This is a genomic window from Microbacterium sp. B35-04 (genome assembly GCF_010634885.1).
Lineage (GTDB): Bacteria > Actinomycetota > Actinomycetes > Actinomycetales > Microbacteriaceae > Microbacterium.
In genome coordinates this window covers 48,165-66,990 of sequence record NZ_MWLP01000003.1, presented here as the reverse complement: position 1 = coordinate 66,990, position 18,826 = coordinate 48,165, and the positions used below count along the sequence as shown (strand labels likewise).

The window sequence follows — 18,826 nt, the reverse complement described above, 5'->3', positions numbered from 1 at the left end:
GTTCGTACGACGATCGTCCCGCGCGTTCGCAGGGTGACCGTCCGGCGCGTTCGTACGACGATCGTCCTCGTCGCGATGACCGTCCGGTCCGTTCGCAGGGTGACCGTCCGGCGCGTTCCTACGACGATCGTCCCGCGCGTTCGCAGGGTGACCGTCCGGCGCGTTCCTACGACGATCGCCCGCGTAGGGATGACCGTCCCGCCCGTCCGCAGGGCGACCGTCCTCGCCGGGACGGCGCAGCGAACCGCTCGGATTGGAATGCCCCCGCGCGCACGGCGGCGTACGAGGCCCACGTGGACGTCGTGCACGAGCGCCTCCAGGCCGAGGCGATCCAGGCCGACAACGTCGCCGAGGCGACCTTCGGGGACCTGGGGCTCGGCGACAACATCGTGCGTGCGCTTGCCGATCTCGGCGCGGCGTCGCCGTTCCCGATCCAGGCAGCGACCATTCCGCCGATCCTCCACGGCAAGGACGTGCTCGCGCGCGGCCGCACCGGGTCCGGCAAGACCATCGCCTTCGGTGCGCCCCTGGTCGAGAGCGTGCTGCGCTCGCAGGCCGGCCAGCGCCGCGAGTTCGCCCGCGCGCCGAAGGCGCTCATCCTGGCACCGACGCGCGAACTCGCGCTGCAGATCGACGGCACGATCCAGCCGATCGCGCGCAGCGTCGGCCTGTTCACCACCCAGATCTACGGCGGCGTGCCGCAGGGTCGTCAGGCAGGCGCGCTGAAGAGGGGCGTCGACATCGTCATCGGCACCCCTGGCCGCATCGAGGATCTCGTCAACCAGGGCAAGCTCGATCTCTCCGAGATCCGCATCGTCGTGCTCGACGAAGCCGACCACATGTGCGAGCTGGGCTTCCTCGAGCCGGTACAGCGCATCCTCCGTCACACCGCCAAGGGCAGCCAGAAGCTGCTGTTCTCGGCCACGCTCGACCGTGAGGTGGCGGCGCTCGTCGACGAGTTCCTTGTCAAGCCCGCCGTCTACGAGGTGGCCGGCGAAGACCAGGATTCGGGCACGATCGAGCACCGCGTGCTCGTGATCGAGCACCGGGAGAAGGCCGAGATCCTCGACTCGCTCGTCGCGCGCGAGGGCAAGACTCTCGTCTTCGCCCGCACCCGCGCCTACGCCGAGATGCTCGCCGACCAGTTCGACGACGCCGGCATCCGTGCGGTCGCGCTTCACGGGGACCTCAACCAGGCCAAGCGCACCCGCAACCTCGAGAAGCTCACCTCTGGCCGGGTCAACGTGCTGGTGGCGACGGATGTCGCGGCTCGAGGCATCCACGTCGACGACATCGATCTGGTCGTCCAGGCCGACGCACCCGACGAGTACAAGACCTATCTGCACCGCTCTGGGCGCACCGGCCGCGCCGGACGCTCGGGCACCGTGGTGACGCTCATCACGCGTCAGCGCCGCCGCCGCATGGGCGAGCTGCTGGACCGCGCCGAGATCGACGCCCCGTTCGAAGAGGTCGCCCTCGGCGACGACCTGCTTGAGGAGCTCTCGGGCCGTCAGCTTTCGCACGTCGACCGCTGACGCCGGTCGAAGCGGCTCCACCTGATGGTGGGGCCGCTTCGTCGTCCGGTCGCGACCTCGACCGCTGATCAGCCTGCGCGACGAACGGCGATCCGGCGGCTGGGAGCCCCGCTGACCGGCGTCGATCAGCAGCACCGGCGAAGCGCAGCGTATTCGGCTCTTCCGGCGAAGCGTGGCCGCGTGCCAGAATAGGCATCAGGTAATTTGTTAGGACGGTTACCTAAATCGTCTCGACGTCCTCATCCCCGCAATCGAAGGAGCTTGTGTGTCGATCCCCAGAACCCCGGCGCTCTCGGCTGCCGTCATCGGCGCGCTCGTCGCGGGCCTGTTCGCGGCATCCCCCGCCGTCGCCGCCGCGGACGAGCCGACCCCCACCACGACGGTCAACGGCTACCGCAACGTCGGGTACTACGGCCAATGGCGTGCGACCGGAGAAGCCCAGGCCACGATCAAGCGCCTGTTCGTCGACGGCCCCGCCGGCGAGAACCTCACCCACCTCAACTACTCGTTCGGCAACATCGCCGGTGACGAGGAGGCGCTCGACGCCGCGCGAGCGGCGGGGGTGCATGGCCTCGACGACGTCGAGCCGTATACGTGCTTCATCTCCGACACGGCCGCGCCCGGTCCCGGCCAGACCGACACCGCAGGCGACGCCGACAGCGACTTCGTGCACGCCTTCACTGCCGACCAGTCCGTGCTCGGCATCGCCGACACGAAGAAGCAGAAGCTTGCCGGCAACTTCAACCAGCTCGCGCAGCTGAAGCGCTTGCACCCCGACCTGAAGGTCAACGTGTCACTCGGCGGCTGGTCATGGTCGAAGTCGTTCTCGAAGGCCGTCGCGACGCCCGAGCTGCGCGCCGGCCTCGCCGCCTCGTGCATCGACCTGTACATCCGGGGCGATCTTCCGGTGATCGACGGTCGCGGAGGCCCGGGAGCGGCAGCGGGGATCTTCGACGGCTTCGATCTCGACTGGGAATGGCCGGGCGCGCCGGACTGGGCGCAGGAGGTCGGCAACACCGTCGACCCCGTGAACGACAAGGCGAACTTCCTCGCGTTCGTCCAGGAGCTGCGCGCGCAGCTCGACGCCGTCGAGGCTGAGACCGGGCGGGACTACGAGCTCTCGGCGTTCCTTCCGGCCGGGCCGACGCAGATCGCGGCCGGCGGCTGGAACGACCCCGAACTGTTCGAGTACCTCGACTACGCGAACCTGCAGGGGTACGACCTCTGGGGCTCGTGGACGCCCGAGACGGGCCATCAGGGCAACGTGTACGGCGACCCGGCCCACAACTGGGGCCTCGGACTGGACACGGTCGTCGCGTCGTACGTCAACGCGGGCGTCGACGCGTCGCAGCTGAACCTCGGCCTCGCCGCCTACGGCCAGGGGTGGAAGGATGCCGAACCCCAGCCGTGGACCGCGTCCGGTGGGGGCCTCGGCCAGATCACGTGGGACCAGCTGAAGCTGCGCGATCTCGAGGTCCACCATGAGCAGACCGCCGACGGCCGCTTCAACGCAACGTGGGGGTACGACGCCGCGGCGCGCGAGTTCTGGTCGTTCGACGACGAGGTGGCGGTGGCCGAGAAGGCCGCGTGGGCTCTCTCGAAGGGCCTGGGCGGCGTCGACTTCTGGGAGATCGGCAACGACGTGGCCGGCGACCTGTCGACCGCATCGGCCGGCGTGCTGCGTGCGGCGGCGCCCGGTCCGGTCGCGGGCGCGGAGCTGGTCGTGTGCGCGGAGACTCCGGATGCCGCAGCCGCGCCGTGGAACGCGCAGACCACGTACCGCGGGGGAGAGCTCGTGCACCTCGACGGCCGCGTGTTCGAGGCGCAGTGGTATGCGAAGGGCGACGAGCCAGGAGCTTCGGTCCGTGGACCGTGGAGCACCCTCACCGCCTGCGGAACCGATCCGGCGACGGTGCAGGGCTGGTACGCCGACCGCATCTACACCCAGGGCGATCAGGTCGTCTACGACGGGGTGACCTATACGGCGCAGTGGTGGAGCCGCAACGATGTGCCGGGTGCCAAGCACGGACCCTGGAGGAGCTGACCAGCGGAGTCCAAGGCGGGCGTCGCTCGGGGCGCCCGCTTCGCATGCCCGGGTGGGCGTTCGGGTGGGGCGTCGTGTGGCTTCGCCGCGGTCGTTGCCGCGCGTCGTGACCCCTGAAGCCGTGGCGATCAGGCGGCTGTGGTGGCGCCGATCAACGCGACGAGCGCGGGATCGGCGCCCAGTGAGGAGAGGCGCGCGCGCAGCGCGACCTCGGCGCGACGGTACGGCTCGTCGCTCACGTAGAGGAGCGAGCGCGTGTTGGCGGCCTCGAGGAACGACACCATCTCGAATGTCAGCTGGCGCGCGTCCTCGAGCAGGGGCAGCTCGCCGGCTGCCATCGCGTGCTCGATGCTCAGGGTGAGGTAGTCCTCCCATTCGCCCGATGCGGTGACGATCGCGTCTCGGACGATGCCGGGTCGCGCGTCGAACTCGACCGAGGTCGCGGCGAAGAAGCATCCGCCGCTGAAGACCCTGTCGCGCGAGTACGCCAGCCAGTCCGCCAGCAGTGCGCACACACGCACGAGCCCGCGGGGGGTGCGTGCCCGCGCCGGCGCGACCACCCGATCGATGAACACCTCTCGCGCGGCGGCGACGACGGCGAGCTGCAGCTGCTCCTTGGAGCCGAACAGCGTCGCGATGCCGCTCTTGCTGTGCCCCGAGGCATCCGCCAGTCGTCCGATCGTGAGCCCGTCCAGACCATCGACCGTCGCGGTGTCGACGGCGTGGGCGAGCACCGCTCGCCGCGACTCGTCGCCGCGCAGGCGGCGACGATCAACTGGGGCTTGTGTCACGCGCTCAGGTTACCGTACGATCGTTCGTATTCATAAGTACGATCGTTCGTATTCATCGGATCGGAGCACCATGAATCTCGCATTGACCGCCGCAGGCGCGACAATTCGCGGCCTGGCCGCCGTGTCTCCAGGGTGGGGCGCCACCGTCGCGATGCCCCTGTTCGGGTCGGTCGCGGCGCCGCGGCCGGTCCAGGCGGACGAGGAGCCGACGATGTGGCGCGCGCGTCGCCGCACCGTGCGGATCGACGGCGTCCAAGGCCGGGGTGTCGAGGTCGACACCTACGAGTGGGGCAGCGGCGCGCGCACCGTGGTGCTCTCGCACGGCTGGAACGGCCGCGCGAGCCAGTTCGCTCCGCTCGTGCGCGAGCTGGTCGCGGCGGGCTATCGCGTCGTCGCGTTCGATGCGCCGGCGCACGGTTCGTCGGCAGGTCGACGCACCTACCTGGTCGACTGGCTCGACACGTTCTCCGCTCTGCAGGAGCGCCACGGGGCCTTCGATGCGATGATCGGGCATTCGTTCGGCGGTCTGGCGACGCTCGTGGGCGTGGCCGGTGGAACGGATGCCGCACGCGTCGTCACGATCGCAGCTCCTGCTGACGCCGACCTGCTGCTCACCCAGTTCCAGGGCCTGCTCGGATACTCCGACGCGGTGTCCGCCCGCATGCGCGAGCGCTTCGCCAGCCGGTACTTCCCCGGACAGGCTGATCCGTTCGCGTGGTTGTCGAGTGTTCGGCGGCCGCTCCCCGGCGGCGTGCCGCTGCTCGTCGTCCACGACGACGGCGATCGGATGGTGCCGTACGCCGAGGCCGGCCGCATCATGTCCGCGAATCCGCACGCCCGTCTGCTCACCACGACCGGGCTCGGGCACAGTCGCCTCCTCGCGGCGGACGCCGTTCTCGACGCGGTGCTCGAGCATCTCGAGACGTCGTCCAGCGAGAGGAAGGTTCCGGCCCCGCAGGCTGAGGTCGAGGGGCTGACCCGCGTGCCTGTCGCGGCGTAACGCCGTAGGTCTCTGTCCGCGCGTGAACGTAGTCCCACCGTCCGTGCGGGTCGGCGTGTGCGCAGCCGGTCAGAACAGGCGAGCGGATGCCTCCTCGCCGGGTGTGAGACGTGCCGCTGCCGCTCGCAGTGAGGTGGCGGCCGCGCGTCCGCGCGAGGTCGTGACGATCGGTGGCGTGCTGCGGGCGTCGGCGCGATCGGCGAGGCCCGAGACCGGAGCACCGCGCGGACTCTCATCTTCGGCGCTGCCGTCGAGGCCGTGCACGCGCAGCAGCGGGCGCACGCGCCTGGCGAGCCACGCGCGGTAGGCCTTCGGGGCCGTCGTGGTCGCACCGGGGTAGAGCCCTCGGTACGACGACACGAGTTCGGGATGCCGCTCGGCGAGCCACTGCAGGAACCACTGCTTCGCGCCCGGCCGCAGATGGAGCGCGCCGTACACGACCCGCACCGCACCTGCTTCCTTGATCCGCGTGAGTGCGTGGTCGATCGCGGTGATCGAATCGGTGAGGTGCGGGATGATCGGCATCAGGAACACGGTGACGCGGAAGCCCGCCTCGGTCGCCGCCCGCACCGTCTCCAAGCGCGCGGTGGCGTTGGGGGTGCCGGGCTCGATGAGGTGCTGCAGCTCGTCGTCGAAGACGGCGATCGACATCGCCAGGGTGACGTGCACGTCGGCGGCGGCATCCTTGAGCATCGGCAGGTCTCGCCGCAGCAATGTGCCCTTCGTGAGGATCGAGAAGGGCGTCCCCGACTCGGTGAGCGCCGAGACGATGCCGGGCATCAGCTTGTAGCGCCCCTCGGCGCGCTGATACGGGTCCGTGTTCGTGCCCAGCATCACCGGATCGCGCTGCCAGCTGCCGCGCCGCAGTTCCTTCTGCAGCACCTCGGCGACGTTGACCTTGACGACGACCTGAGTGTCGAAGTCGCGCCCCGCGTCGAGTTCGAGGTACTCGTGCGTCCCCCGGGCGAAGCAGTTGTGGCTGATCACACCGTTCGCGATGAAATCGCCGGTCGACGTCGTGATGTCGACCATGTCGATGGTCTCGCCGAGATCTTCGATCGAGACGACGCGAAGCGGGGCGTCGGACTTGACGGCGGCTCCGACGAGATCCAGCTTGCGCGTAATCGCGGGTCGGGTGAGCTCGAAGAATCGTCGACGAGCGGGAAGACCCCCGAGGAGCCGGATATCCCGCACGCCGTTCGGCCGCGGCGGTTCCTCTACGAAGGCGAACTGATGCCGGCGCAATGCGGCGCCGATCTCAGAGAGGATCCGCGCATCGGAGTTGGAGATTCGCAGCACGCCTTGACTGCAGCTTCCTTCCGCATCGAAGATCCCGGCGAGGAAGCCACGCGACCATTCAGCGGAGGCCGACTCCGGCCAGCCGATCAACTCGGTGATGGCGTCGAAGTCCGCTGCCCGAGAGGTGAAGATCGCGTTCATCTCCCGCCGGCGAACAGTCGCTGTGGTGAACATCCGCTGGGTGGTCTTCACGCCTGCGGCTTCCAGGAAATCGCGCGACCGATCAAGTGCCTCTTCATCGGCGAGCGCCAGCCGGAACCGGCTCGCCACAAAGGTGCCCCTGCCGGTCGACCGAGGGTACGACTTTCTCAGCATCATCGCGTCGCCGCGAATCATCCCGCTGAGATACCCCTGGCGATAGGCGCTCGTCTCAGGGGGAGTCTCAACGACGCCCCCCATGCCGAAACCCATGAGCTTGTTGTTGGGTGTCAGGTAAGGGCGCTGCGGCGCTCCGGACGGCGCCGGGCGGACGTACTTCCACCCCCGTTCGGTCAAGAAGCGGTGGTCGCCGCTCGCGATCAGCTCGGTGCCATCGGCGAGACTCACACGGTAAGCGCGCTTGCGCGTGCCCCACTGTGCCGACACGGTGGCCCGCACGTAGCGGCGGTACGCTCCCTCGCGACGGGTGCCGATCACTTCATCACCGGCACGGATGTCGCCTATCCGCTTGCTTCGTCCGTCCGCCATGAGCACGACCGTGTCGGGATGCAGGCAGTAAACACAGGCATGACTGCATCCGCGATACGGGTTCACCGTCCAGTCGAAGGGCATGGCGGAAGCGCTCGGCACGTGGTTGAGCGCGGACTTGCAGAGCACCTCGTGGAACGTCACGCCGGCGAACTCGGGGGTCGTCACCGAGCGCACCAGACCGTTCAGCTGCTCGAGGCCGGGGAGAGCCGCGGCATCCGGCACACCCAGTTCCTGACCCTGCCAACGCATGCATCCATGAGAACAAAGCTTCGAACTTAAGTCAAGGCGCAACTCGCCTGAATAGAACATCGGCGGAGTGGATGCCGCCTCGCTGGCCAAAAGGCGCCGTCACGACCAGAATGGCAGGCGTGACGGAGCCAGGCGGGCTCGTTACCCCCCGAGCCGCCCCCGAGACTCGTCGTGCCGCCCGGGCGATGCGCGAGGAGGCGGATCGTCGCGCCCGCGCCAGCCAGGCCGCCCGCGCGAGCGAGGCGGCCCGCGCGAACGAGGCGGCCCGTGCGACGGAGGCAGACCCCGCCCCCGAGGCCGTGGTGGCGTTCGAGCTGCCGAGCGAGGACTTCGCGCCGAGCTCGCTGTCGGACGCGGCTCCATCGACGCTGCCCCCCGAACTCCGCCCGCCCGCGCCGACATCGGTGTTCGCCGGCGACCCGCTGCCGGGAGCATCGGCCCACCACGGGACGCCTGCTGCGAACGTGCGGCCGCGTTCCCGGCCTGCGCGTCAGCGCCGCCCGGCGATGAGCGAGCGCCGGGCCGCCCGTGCCGCCGAGCTGCTGGCGGTCGACGAGACCGCGCTGCCGGTGCAGCACGCACGGCCTCGGCGACTCACGCGGCGCCTCGCCGTCGTGGCGGGGCTCGCCACCGGCGCGGCGCTGCTGCTCGGGTCGGCGGCGATGACCGCGATGATGCTGCCTTCCCTGCCGCCGGAGGGCGCCGAGACGTCCCTCTCGGTCGCGGTCGAGCCGCGCCACGTCGATCAGCTCCCCGTTCCCCTGGTCGAGCAATCGCCTCCCGCCGCCGACATCTGCGCACTGCCCGACGTCACGTCGGCGCTGCAGGGCGGCGATGACGAAGCCGCGATCGTGGCGGCCGGCGGCGGCGAGGCGTTCCGTGCGGCCGTCGTGGAAGGCCGGGCGCCCTGCGTGGACCTGGGCGACGCCGCCCGCGTCTGGACCGTCGTCGACAAGATCCGCCCCCTGAACCCCATCGACTACCGCCCGAGCGGGCTCGTGCTCCCCGACGGGGTGCGCAACATCGAGGGCGGCGCGCTGCGTTCGGACGCGGCATCCGCTCTCGCGTCGCTCGTCAACGGTGCCCGCGCGGCGGGTGTCGGCGAGATCGCGCTCGAGAGCGGGTTCCGGTCGTACCAGACGCAGCAGCAGACCTACGGGCGGCATTTCGCCGAGCGCGGGGATCGCGCCGACCTGGTGAGCGCCCGCCCCGGCTACAGTGAGCACCAGCTCGGGCTGGGCGCCGATGTCGTCGCCTGCGCGGGCGCATGCGGCTCCCTCGACGATCTCGCGCGGACAACGCAGGGCCAGTGGGTCGCCGAGCACGCCTGGGAGCACGGCTGGATCGTCCGCTACGTCGACGGCGCGACCCCGGTGACCGGATACAACCCCGAGCCCTGGCATCTGCGCTACATCGGCCCGGAGCTCGCCAAGGCCTATCACGACGGCGGCTGGACCTCGCTCGAGGAGTTCTTCGCGCTCGACCCCGCTCCCGCCTACCTCGGCTGACCGCCGGCTCTCTCTGACGGTCGGCGCGCCCGCTGCCCGGTTGCGTCTCCGCGTCGTCTGCCCGGCCCCGAGCGCGTCGTCGGCGCCGGGATCGCGGCATCCGTTCGGTGAAACTGAGTACCATAAGCGGTGAGATGCAATTCCAACCGGGGATCGTCTCCACACACTCGAGCTCAGCGAAGAGAAGACCGACGAGAGGAAGGCGCACCATGGAGCGCGACATCTACGACGAGGATCACGAGGCGTTCCGCGACGTCGTCAAGGAGTTCGTCAAGCGCTACGCGACGAACGAGGCGCGCGAGCGCTGGGACGCCGAGGGCGAGATCGACCGGGGGACCATGCTCGCGGCCGGCGAGTCGGGCCTGATCGGCCTCTCGGTGCCCGAAGAGTTCGGCGGCGCCGGCATGCTCCAGGACTACCGCTTCCGCACCATCGTGAACGAAGAGGTCATCGGCGCCGGCGCGGGATCGCTCGCCGGCGCGTTCGGCATCCAGGACGACCTCGCCGTGCCGTACATCGTGCATATGGGCACGCAGGAGCAGAAGGAGAAGTGGCTCCCGCGCATGGCGACCGGCGAGGTCCTCGGGGCGCTCGCGATGACCGAGCCCGGCGCGGGCAGCGACCTGCGCGGAATCAAGACCACCGCGAAGCGGGTCGAGGGCGGCTACATCGTCAACGGCGCCAAGACCTTCATCTCGAGCGGCAAGACCGCCGACATCGTGGTCACCTTCGTCAAGACCGGTGAGGGCAACCGCCCCGACGCCTTCAGCCTGCTCATCATCGAGAACGGCATGGACGGCTTCGACCACGGCAAGAAGCTCCACAAGATGGGCTCGCACGGCCATGACACCGCCGAGCTGTCGTTCAGCGACGTGTTCGTGCCCGAAGAGAACCTCATCAGCGGCAAGGAAGGGCAGGGCTTCATCCAGCTCATGATGAACCTGCCGCTCGAGCGCCTGTCGATCGGCATCGCCGCGGGCGCCGCCTCGCAGGCGGCCCTGGCCTGGACCGTCGACTACACGAAGAGCCGTGAGGCCTTCGGCGAGCGGATCATCGACTTCCAGAACACCCGCTTCAAGCTGGCAGATGTCGCCACCACCGTCGACGTGATGTGGGCGTACCTCGACCGGGCGCTCCTGGCCTACAAGGACGGCAAGCTCTCGGCCGAAGAGGCGGCGAAGGTCAAGTTCTGGACGACCGAACGCGAGTGGGAGATCCTCGACACCTGCGTGCAGCTGCACGGCGGCTACGGCTACATCACCGAGTATCCGATCGCCCGCGCGTTCCTCGACGCGCGCGTGCACCGCATCTACGGCGGCACGAACGAGATCATGCGCGAGATCGTCGGCCGTCAGATCGCCGGCAAGCGCTGACCCGGTTCTGAACGACGGATGCCGCGGCCCCGGCCCTCTCGCGAGGGTGCCGGCCGCGGCATCCGTCGTTCATCCCCGCATTCACCGCGCCGGTGTCGGCGTCACGAACCGCCCGTCGCGCGGCGCACCGGGGGCGGAAGGCGACTGCGGAGCTCAGCGCTCAGGGGCGGAAGGCGGCGGAGCTCAGGGGGTGAGGGCCGGGCGGCGGCGGGCGAGCTTCGCGACGCCGGCTTTGCGCAGGCGGTCGGCGACGAGGATGCCGAGCGCGACGCCCGCGACGCAGCTGGCGATCGTGAGGGCGAAGAACGTCACGAGGGTCCAGAGCGGCATGGCCGCGAGGTTGAACGACGCCGCGGCGAAGATCGGGTAGACGACTCCGACGAACACCGCGCCGGCGTAGTACTGCCAGGTGCGCCAGAAGCGGTAGAGGCCGACCAGGAACGCCAGCTCGGCGAAGAACGCCCACCACACGGCCGCGCCGAGGAACGGGAAGACCACGAGCCCCGAGATGACGCCGACGAGGATGCCGGCGAAGGGCCGCTCGAGCAGCCGCAGCGCGACGGTCGCCGGGAGCAGCCATAGGCCGGCGATCGCGACCGAGATGAAGGGGACGGTCGCGAACAGCACCGTCGAGATCCAGCCGGCGCCCCAGAGCATCACGCCGCCGGCGACGCCGATCGCGGCGCACGTCAGCAGGTACGCGGTGGTCACGCGGCCGCGGTTCCGTGCGCGCCCTCGCGTCGGTGCGGGGGCCGGCGAGGCCGGGACGGCTGCCGCTTCGTCCGCACCGCTCACGAGTGGGCCTCCGCCGTGGCGCGCTGCGACTTCGGAGCGGGCGAGGCGGTTCCGATGCGCCAGTAGCCGCAGAAGCTCACGTGGTCCTTCGAGACGCCGCGCTCGCCGACGAGGTGCCGGCGGCCCTCGGTCGCGAGAGCCTGCTCACCCACGGTGTACGCATGGAACGGGGCATCCGGAAGCGATGCCTGCTTCAGCGCCTGCAGTGCGAGGGTTCCCGCCGCGACGTCGTGATCGCGCACGATCCACTTCACCGTGAGGCCGTCGGGCCGGGGGAAGTCCAGCGCGTCCTCGGACGAGGGCACCTCGACGATCGCGATGCCCGTCGCGTGCGCCGGCAGTGAGGCGCAGATGCCGGCGACGGCGGGAAGACCCGTCTCGTCGGCGACGAGCACGACCCGATCCGTGCCGCGGTCGGGGTTGAAGGTCAGGCCCTCGTCGATGATGACGACGCTCTCGCCCGCGCGGCAGGACTCCGCCCACCGCGACGCCGGACCCGCCGTGCCGTCGGCGGCCGAGCCGTGCAGCACGAAGTCGACGTCGATCTCGGCGGGGGCGTCAGCCGTCGCGGGGCGATAGGCGCGCACCGTGTAGTTGCGCATGACCGGTCGCACGCCGTCGGGGATGCGCAGGTACTTGAGGTACCCGAACATCTTGTTCGCCTTCGCGGGGAGGCGATCGAGGCCCTCGTCGCCGCCGAGCGGGAGGAAGAGGCGGAACCACTGGTCGTACCCCATCGGGCGGAACCGATCGATCTCGCCCCCGCCCAGCGTCACGCGCATCCAGTGCGGTGAGAGACGCTCGGTGCGCAGCACCTGGAGGTGGACGAGGCCCTGGGTGTCGGGCTTGACGAGTCGGGGGACCGGGGCCATGTCAGTGCTCCTTGTTGACGGCGGGGGTGTCGAGAACGGCAGGGATCTTGCGAGAGGCAGGGGTGGCGAGGGTCATGACAGACCCCACGGGAAGAAAGCGGTGAACAGTGCAGCCGAGACCGCCCAGAACGCGATGATGAACACGGTGTCGCGGCCGCGCCACGGCACGATGTACCGCTCGGTGCGGTCGGGGTGCGCGCCGAACGCGCGGGCGTCCATCGCGAGGGCGACGCGCTCGGCATGACGGATGGCGCCTGCCATGAGCGGCACGACATACCCGAACCACCGCGCGGCCGCTGCCAGCGGGCCCCGGCCGCCGTGGGCGCCGCGCACGCGGTGGGCTTGGCGGATGACGTCGAGCTCGTGCCCGAACCGCGGCACGAAGCGGAAGGCGGCCAGCGCCGTGTAGCCGATCCGGTACGGCACGCGCAGCTGCTGCACGGTCGCCCGCACGAGGTCGGGCCCGGTGGTCGAGAGTCCCGCGATGAGCGTGAGCGCGACGATCGCCGACAGCCGGAGGCCCGTGGCTGCGCCGACGGCCAGCGCGCCGCCGTACATGGTCCAGCCGCCGATCTGCCACACCACGACGGACTGGTCCACGCGGGACGCGTCGGTCCACAGCGCGAACCCGAAGCCGATCACGACAGCGCTGACCGGCAGCGCCAGGAAGAGCACCGCCGCCAGCCGCCGGGTGAAGTCGACGCCCACCAGCAGCACCGCGTACGCGAGCAGCAGGAACGCGGCAGGGGTTGCGGCATCCCTCACGAACACCAGCAGAGCCATCGCCGGCAGCGGCGCGGCCAGCTTCGCGAGCGGGTTGAGCCCGTAGAGGAAGCGGATCCCGGATGCCGCGACCCGCGGCGCGTACGGATCGACGGACGAGTGCGTGGCCGTCGCCGCGGTGAGCGGGCCGGTGTCGGTCATGCCGCCCCTCCGGTGGCGTGCGGTGCAACCGGGCGAGCGGCGCCCGGAAGGTCGGCGAGGCGCGCGACACGGGAGAGCTCAGGATGCCGCTGCACGCCCTGCAGCGCGCGGCGCAGCGGCGGCGGGCGCAGGCCCGCGCGGGCGATCAGCGCGTCGTCGGCGAAGATCCCGGCGGTGGGCCCCGCGGCGAGCACCCGGCCGTCGGCCAGCACGACGGTGCGGTCGGCGTAGTCCGTCACCAGCTGCATGTCGTGCGTCACCACGACGATCGTGGTGCCCTCGGCGTTGAGCTCCGACAGCAGCGAGAGCAGCTCGTCGGCACGGGCCCGATCCTGGCCGAAGGTCGGCTCGTCGAGCACGAGCACCGGCGCACCGGCGACCAGTGCCGTGCCGACCGAGAGTCGCCGCTTCTGTCCGCCGGACAGGAGGAAAGGGTGGCTGTCTGCCTTGCCGGCGAGCCCGAACCGCTCGAGCAGCTCGAGGGTGCGCGTGCGCACGTCGTCGTCGGGGAGGTGCAGCCGGCGGAGACCGTGGGCGATCTCGTCGAACACGGTGTGCGCGATGAACTGGTGCTCCGGGTTCTGGAACACGAAGCCGATCCGGGCGCTCAGGGTGCGGGCATCCGCGCGGCCGATGTCGAGCCCGTCGACGTGCACCGTCCCCTTGGGCGGCGCCACCACGCCGGCGAGGGCCTGGATGAGGCTCGTCTTGCCGGCGCCGTTGGCGCCCACCACGGCCGCGAACGCGCCGCGGGGGACGTCGAGGTCGACGCGGTGCAGCACCTCGTTGCGCCCGCGGCGGAGGGTGAGGTTCCGAACCGTGATGAGAGGAGCACCGGAACCGGTCGTTGAGCGAGCCTGCGAGTCGAAACGCCCCGGACCGACGATGGACGCGGGTTCGGCGCGTTTCGTCTCGCTCGTTCCTCGCTCGCTCAACGACCGGGGCGCGGTGCCCACGGGTGGGTCTTCCGCCTCCAGGGCGGCACGCAGCTCGTCCGGTGTCAGGGGGAGGGGGTCGAGTGCGAAGCCGGCGCGGCGCAGCCGCAGCGCGGCGATCGTCGACACCGGCAGCCACACGCCCATGGCGTGCAGGTCTTCGGCGCGCCCGCGCAGCACCTCGTCGATGCTGCCGTCCGCTGCCAGGTGACCGTCGTGATCGAGCACGACGACCCGGTCGACGAAGCCGGTGGCCGCGTCCAGATTGTGCTCGACCAGCAGGATGGCGCGATCGCCGGCCGCGACGAGCTCGGCGAGTGCGGCGTAGACCTCCTCGATCCCGGCCGGGTCGAGGTTCGCGGTGGGCTCGTCGAGCACGAGCAATGGCGATCCCATCGCGAGCGCGCACGCGATGGCGAGTCGCTGGCGCCCGCCGCCCGACAGCCGGTCGGGGTTCTCGGACCGCCGCTCCCAGAGGCCGACGCGGCGCAGGGCGTCCTCGGCGCGGGCCAGCACCTCGGCGACCGGCATCCGCAGATTCTCGGGTCCGAACGCCACCTCGTCGAGCACCGTGCCGGTCACGAGCTGGGCGTCGGGGTCCTGGAAGACCATGCCGACCCGGGTGCTGAGCTCCGCCACCGGAGTCGTCTGCGTGTCGAGCCCATCGACCTCGACGGAGCCTGTGACGTCCGCCGGCACCGCCTGCGGCAGCAGGCCGTTCAACGCCAGCGTCAGCGTCGACTTGCCCGATCCGCTGGGGCCGAGCAGCAGCACCACTTCTCCGGGAGCGATATCGAATGACACTGGGCCCACCAGGCCGGAGGCTCCGCTCGACGCGCCAGCGGCGAGTGGAGGGGACTGGGGGGATGCCGGAGCCGGCGTGGTCTCGCCGTCGTGGGTGATGCCGAGCTCGCGCACCCGCAGCAGCGGCACGGCAGAGGACACGGCCATCCGATCGTCGAGGGAAACTTAGCCTTCCCTAACTTACCCGGGTTCCCGCCGCCCACCAATCCGTCGAGTTCCGCGTATATGGGCGGAGCGGATGCCTCAGCTGCGGCTGCGGCGTGCGACACCGGCTCGGCGCAGTGCAGCGCCGATCGCGAGGCCCACCCCCGTCCAGGCCACAGGGCCGACGATGAACAGGGCGACGTAGACGATCTGTCCCCACAGCGGGAAGCGCGTGACGTCCGCCGCGAACCAGATCGCGACGGCGATGACCGCACCGACGATCACCGCCGAGAGGAAGAAGCGCCATGGCTCCCACCGCTGGTAGCGGGAGGCGGCGGCGATCAGCTCCTGCAGCGCCCCGATGAGGAGCGCGGTGCCGATGTAGCGGCCGATCCACAGCGGTACGACGGCGCTGGCGACGAGCGCGGCGACGAGATGGGTGATGAGCGCGACCCACGGTCGGCGGAGCAGCTCCTGCGCGACGACGCCGGGCAGCACGTGCACGCCGAGCACCAGGCCGTAGAGGATCGGCGCGCCCGCGGACACGAATCCGCTGATGGCGCCGGCACCCGCCTGCAGCACGCCGGTCGCGACGCCGATGGCGGCGCAGGTGAGCAGAACGCTCGTCGAGATCCGGGTTCGGGCAGCCACCTGCCCAGGTTACTGGGACGAAGTGGAACGTTTCTCACAAAGCTCTCATTTACTGAGATTCCCCTGACAGTTACGTTTGAGGTCGCTGCGCCCCAACGAAGCGGCGCAGCACTCCCCAGCAATCAACCTGGAGGCCACAGATGGGTCGATCCTCCCTAAGAGCAGCCGCGGTCGTCACACTCGCCGCACTGTTCACGGGCACTGCCACAGCAAGTTTCGGCGCTGTACCCGGGGAGGTGAAGAACCCCATCCCGATCGACTCGCCCTCAGGCCGCTACATCGTGATGCTCAAGGATGCGCCCCTGGCGACCTACGAAGGCGGCGAAACCGGCATCCAGCGCACCAAGCCCGACAAGGGCAAGCAGCTCGACGCGCACTCCGCCAGCTCGCAGAAGTACGTGGCGCACCTCAAGAAGGAGCAGCAGGCTGTCGCCGAGACCGCGGGCGTGACGCCTGCGGTCTCGTATCAGGTGACGCTCAACGGCTTCAGCGCCGACCTCGACGCCGCTCAGGTGGCGAAGCTCTCGGGCGACAAGAGCGTGCTGGGCGTGTTCCCGGATGAGATCCGTCACCCGAACGCGGCCGTCCCCTCCACCGAGTTCCTCGGTCTCGGCTCCGGCGACGCCGGCACCGGCGGCGTGTGGGATGCCGTGGGCGGCGTCGGCGAGGCCGGCAAGGGTGTCGTCGTGGGTGTGGTCGACACCGGCATCGCGCCGGAGAACCCGCTGTTCGCGGGTGACAGGCTCACCGGCAAGGCCGGCGCCGCGCCGTATGTCAACCGCGACCAGGTCGTCTTCGCCAAGGCCGACGGCAACGAGTACCGCGCCCGTCGTGTTGCTGCGGAGGACCAGGGCTGGACGAAGGATCTCTACAACACCAAGCTCATCGGCGCGCAGTACTTCGCCGAAGGTGCGGCGGCTGCCGGTTTCGACTTCAGCTACGACTTCCTGTCGCCGCGTGACGGCGACGGCCACGGTTCGCACACCGCCAGCACCGCGGCCGGCAACTTCGGCGTGGCCGCATCGGTCGAGGGCATCGGCTTCGGCGAGGTCTCGGGCGTCGCGCCCGCGGCCAAGGTCGCGTCGTACAAGGCCTGCTACGTCGGCCCCGACGACCTCGTCACCACCGACGACATCTGCGCCCTGAGCGACCTGCTCGGCGCGATCGACACGGCGGTCGCCGACGGCGTCGACGTGATCAACTACTCGATCGGCGGCGGCTCGGCCAAGACCGTGCTCCAGCCCGAAGACATCTCGTTCTTCAACGCGGCCGCCGCCGGCGTGTTCGTCGCGGTGAGCGCAGGCAACGACGGTCCTGGTGCCGTCACGGCCGACCACGCCTCGCCGTGGTACACCACGGTCGCGGCATCCACCATCCCGACCTACGAGGGCACCGTCCAGCTGCCGAACGGCTTCCAGGCCGCCGGCGCATCGGTGAGCGTCCCGTTCGGACAGAGCCTCACCGGTCCGGTCGTGTACGCGGGCGACGTCGCGAAGGCGGGAGCCGCTCCCAATGAGGCGGCGCTCTGCTTCCTCGGAACGCTCGACCCGGCCAAGGTCGCCGGCAAGTTCGTGGTCTGCGATCGCGGCACCAACGCACGCGTGGAGAAGTCGCAGGAAGTGGCCGCTGCGGGCGGTACCGGCATGATCCTCGTGAACGTGACGCCGGGCTCGCTCGACAACGACTTCCACTCGGTGCCGACCGTGCACATCGACGCGCAGTACCGCACGGCGCTGCTCGACTACGTGCGCAAGACGGCCGGGGCCACCGCGACGCTCGTCGGTGACAACGTCACCGGCAAGGTGACGCCCACCCCGCAGGTCGCCGGCTTCTCGAGCCGTGGCCCGATGCTCGCCGACGGCGCGGACGTCATCAAGCCCGACGTCTCGGCTCCCGGTGTCGCGATCCTCGCGGCGACCCACAACGGTCCGCAGGAGGCGCCGACGTTCGGCTTCAAGTCGGGCACCTCGATGTCGTCGCCGCAGGTCGCCGGTCTCGGTGCGCTCTACCTCGGCGAGAAGCCGCTGGCCGCGCCCGCCGAGGTCAAGTCGGCGCTCATGACGACCGCCTACAACACGGTCAACGCCGACGGCTCTGAGAACACCGACCCGTTCGCGCAGGGCGCCGGTCACGTCGACCCCACGAAGTACTTCAACCCGGGCCTGCTGTACCTCAACGGTGCCGAGGACTGGGCGTCGTACCTCGAGGGTGCACTCGGCGACGACCTGTTCGAGGACGTCGACCCGAGCGACCCGAGCGATCTCAACCTCGCATCGATCGGCGTCGGCACGTTCCCCGGCCCGCAGACGGTGACCCGCTCGGTCACCTCGACGCAGGCAGGCACGTTCACCGCGACGGCCGAGGTTCCGGGCATGGACGTCACCGTCGAGCCCAGCACGCTGACCTTCGACGCAGCGGGCGAGACCAAGTCGTTCACGGTGTCGCTCACCAAGACCGACGCCGCCGTCGAGAAGTGGACCACCGGGTTCCTCACCTGGACGTCGGGCGCCACTGAGGTGCGGTCGCCGATCGCGGTGTTCCCGGTCACGGCAGCGGCTCCGGCCGACGTCGAGGGCAGTGGTGCCGACGGCAGCGTCGACATCGAGATCACCCCCGGTCTGACCGGCGAACTGGCGCTGAACGTCGCCGGCCTCGCGGCCGAGGACGTGCTGATCGACGGCACCGAGACGACCGGCGCCGCGGACGAGGGGTACTCGTACGAGGTGGTCCAGGTGACCGCCGGAACCGAGCTGGCGCGCTTCGCGCTCGACTCGTCCGACGACACCAACTCGGACCTCGACCTCTCGGTCTACCGCGTGGTCAGCCCGACCGACCTGCGGTACTACGAGCGCTGGCAGTCCGCGTCCTCCGCGGCCGATGAGGCGGTGCAGCTCATCGCGCCGACTCCGGGCTACTACCTCGTCGAGGCTCACGTGTACTCCTACACGAAGCCGTTCACCTGGCAGGCCACGTCGGCCGTCGTCACGCCGGGCGGACTCGGATCGCTCACCGCAGCCCCGAGCCCGCTGCCGGTGACCGAGGCGACCCCGACGGAGTTCAACCTGTCGTGGTCGGGCCTCGAGAGCGGCAACTACCTCGGCGTCGTCCGCTACGGCGACTCGCAGGTGCGCACCGTCGTCTCGGTCGACGTACCGTAACCGTTCCAGCAAGGAGAGGCGCCCGGGTTTCGGCCCGGGCGCCTCTTGCGTGTG

13 protein-coding genes are annotated in these 18,826 nt (G+C 70.4%); 6 read left to right on the top strand and 7 right to left on the bottom strand.

Annotated features, from left to right (window positions below):
- Positions 1-1,535 (top strand): DEAD/DEAH box helicase (locus B1729_RS00830; RefSeq protein ID WP_163630177.1); only part of this gene is annotated, 1,535 nt, incomplete at its 5' end.
- Between the two features lie 265 nt (positions 1,536-1,800).
- On the top strand, positions 1,801-3,579 hold the full coding sequence (locus B1729_RS00825; RefSeq protein WP_163630175.1) for a glycosyl hydrolase family 18 protein: 1,779 nt from the start codon (positions 1,801-1,803) through the stop codon (positions 3,577-3,579).
- A gap of 128 nt (positions 3,580-3,707) precedes the next feature.
- Here B1729_RS00825 and B1729_RS00820 read toward each other — a convergent pair whose 3' ends face one another.
- Positions 3,708-4,370, bottom strand: coding sequence for a TetR/AcrR family transcriptional regulator (locus tag B1729_RS00820; RefSeq protein ID WP_163630172.1), 663 nt, complete (start codon positions 4,368-4,370; stop codon positions 3,708-3,710).
- A gap of 70 nt (positions 4,371-4,440) precedes the next feature.
- Between B1729_RS00820 and B1729_RS00815 the strand changes: the two genes are divergently transcribed.
- Positions 4,441-5,370 carry an alpha/beta fold hydrolase gene (locus tag B1729_RS00815; protein ID WP_163630170.1) on the top strand — a complete coding sequence of 310 codons (930 nt, stop codon included), beginning with the start codon at positions 4,441-4,443 and terminating at the stop codon, positions 5,368-5,370.
- 69 nt (positions 5,371-5,439) lie between these two features.
- Here the strand turns inward: B1729_RS00815 and B1729_RS00810 are convergent, their stop codons facing one another.
- Positions 5,440-7,608, bottom strand: coding sequence for an intein-containing Rv2578c family radical SAM protein (locus B1729_RS00810; RefSeq protein WP_204318831.1), 2,169 nt, complete (start codon positions 7,606-7,608; stop codon positions 5,440-5,442).
- A 119-nt stretch (positions 7,609-7,727) separates the two neighbouring features.
- On the opposite strand from B1729_RS00810, the gene B1729_RS00805 reads away from it, so the two are divergent.
- Both B1729_RS00805 and B1729_RS00800 read left to right on the top strand, forming a co-directional pair.
- A complete protein-coding gene (locus B1729_RS00805; protein WP_163630168.1) occupies positions 7,728-9,116 on the top strand; it encodes a M15 family metallopeptidase in 1,389 nt (462 codons plus the stop codon).
- Between the two features lie 209 nt (positions 9,117-9,325).
- The gene (locus tag B1729_RS00800; protein WP_163630166.1) at positions 9,326-10,489 is read left to right on the top strand and encodes an acyl-CoA dehydrogenase family protein; all 1,164 of its coding nucleotides are present in this window, start codon (positions 9,326-9,328) and stop codon (positions 10,487-10,489) included.
- A gap of 183 nt (positions 10,490-10,672) precedes the next feature.
- Here B1729_RS00800 and B1729_RS00795 read toward each other — a convergent pair whose 3' ends face one another.
- From B1729_RS00795 to B1729_RS00775, 5 genes are all read right to left on the bottom strand, one after another.
- A complete protein-coding gene (locus tag B1729_RS00795) occupies positions 10,673-11,200 on the bottom strand; it encodes an ECF transporter S component (protein ID WP_239525567.1) in 528 nt (175 codons plus the stop codon).
- Between the two features lie 80 nt (positions 11,201-11,280).
- The gene (locus B1729_RS00790; protein ID WP_163616043.1) at positions 11,281-12,156 is read right to left on the bottom strand and encodes a siderophore-interacting protein; all 876 of its coding nucleotides are present in this window, start codon (positions 12,154-12,156) and stop codon (positions 11,281-11,283) included.
- A 72-nt stretch (positions 12,157-12,228) separates the two neighbouring features.
- Positions 12,229-13,080 carry an energy-coupling factor transporter transmembrane component T gene (locus B1729_RS00785; RefSeq protein WP_163616045.1) on the bottom strand — a complete coding sequence of 284 codons (852 nt, stop codon included), beginning with the start codon at positions 13,078-13,080 and terminating at the stop codon, positions 12,229-12,231.
- Positions 13,077-14,966, bottom strand: coding sequence for an ABC transporter ATP-binding protein (locus B1729_RS00780; RefSeq protein ID WP_163630165.1), 1,890 nt, complete (start codon positions 14,964-14,966; stop codon positions 13,077-13,079). Before B1729_RS00780 ends, B1729_RS00785 begins: the two co-directional genes overlap by 4 nt.
- Positions 14,967-15,062: 96 nt before the next feature.
- Positions 15,063-15,614, bottom strand: coding sequence for an ECF transporter S component (locus tag B1729_RS00775; RefSeq protein ID WP_163630163.1), 552 nt, complete (start codon positions 15,612-15,614; stop codon positions 15,063-15,065).
- A 236-nt stretch (positions 15,615-15,850) separates the two neighbouring features.
- On the opposite strand from B1729_RS00775, the gene B1729_RS00770 reads away from it, so the two are divergent.
- On the top strand, positions 15,851-18,772 hold the full coding sequence (locus B1729_RS00770) for a S8 family serine peptidase (protein ID WP_163630161.1): 2,922 nt from the start codon (positions 15,851-15,853) through the stop codon (positions 18,770-18,772).
- Positions 18,773-18,826 lie beyond the last annotated feature (54 nt).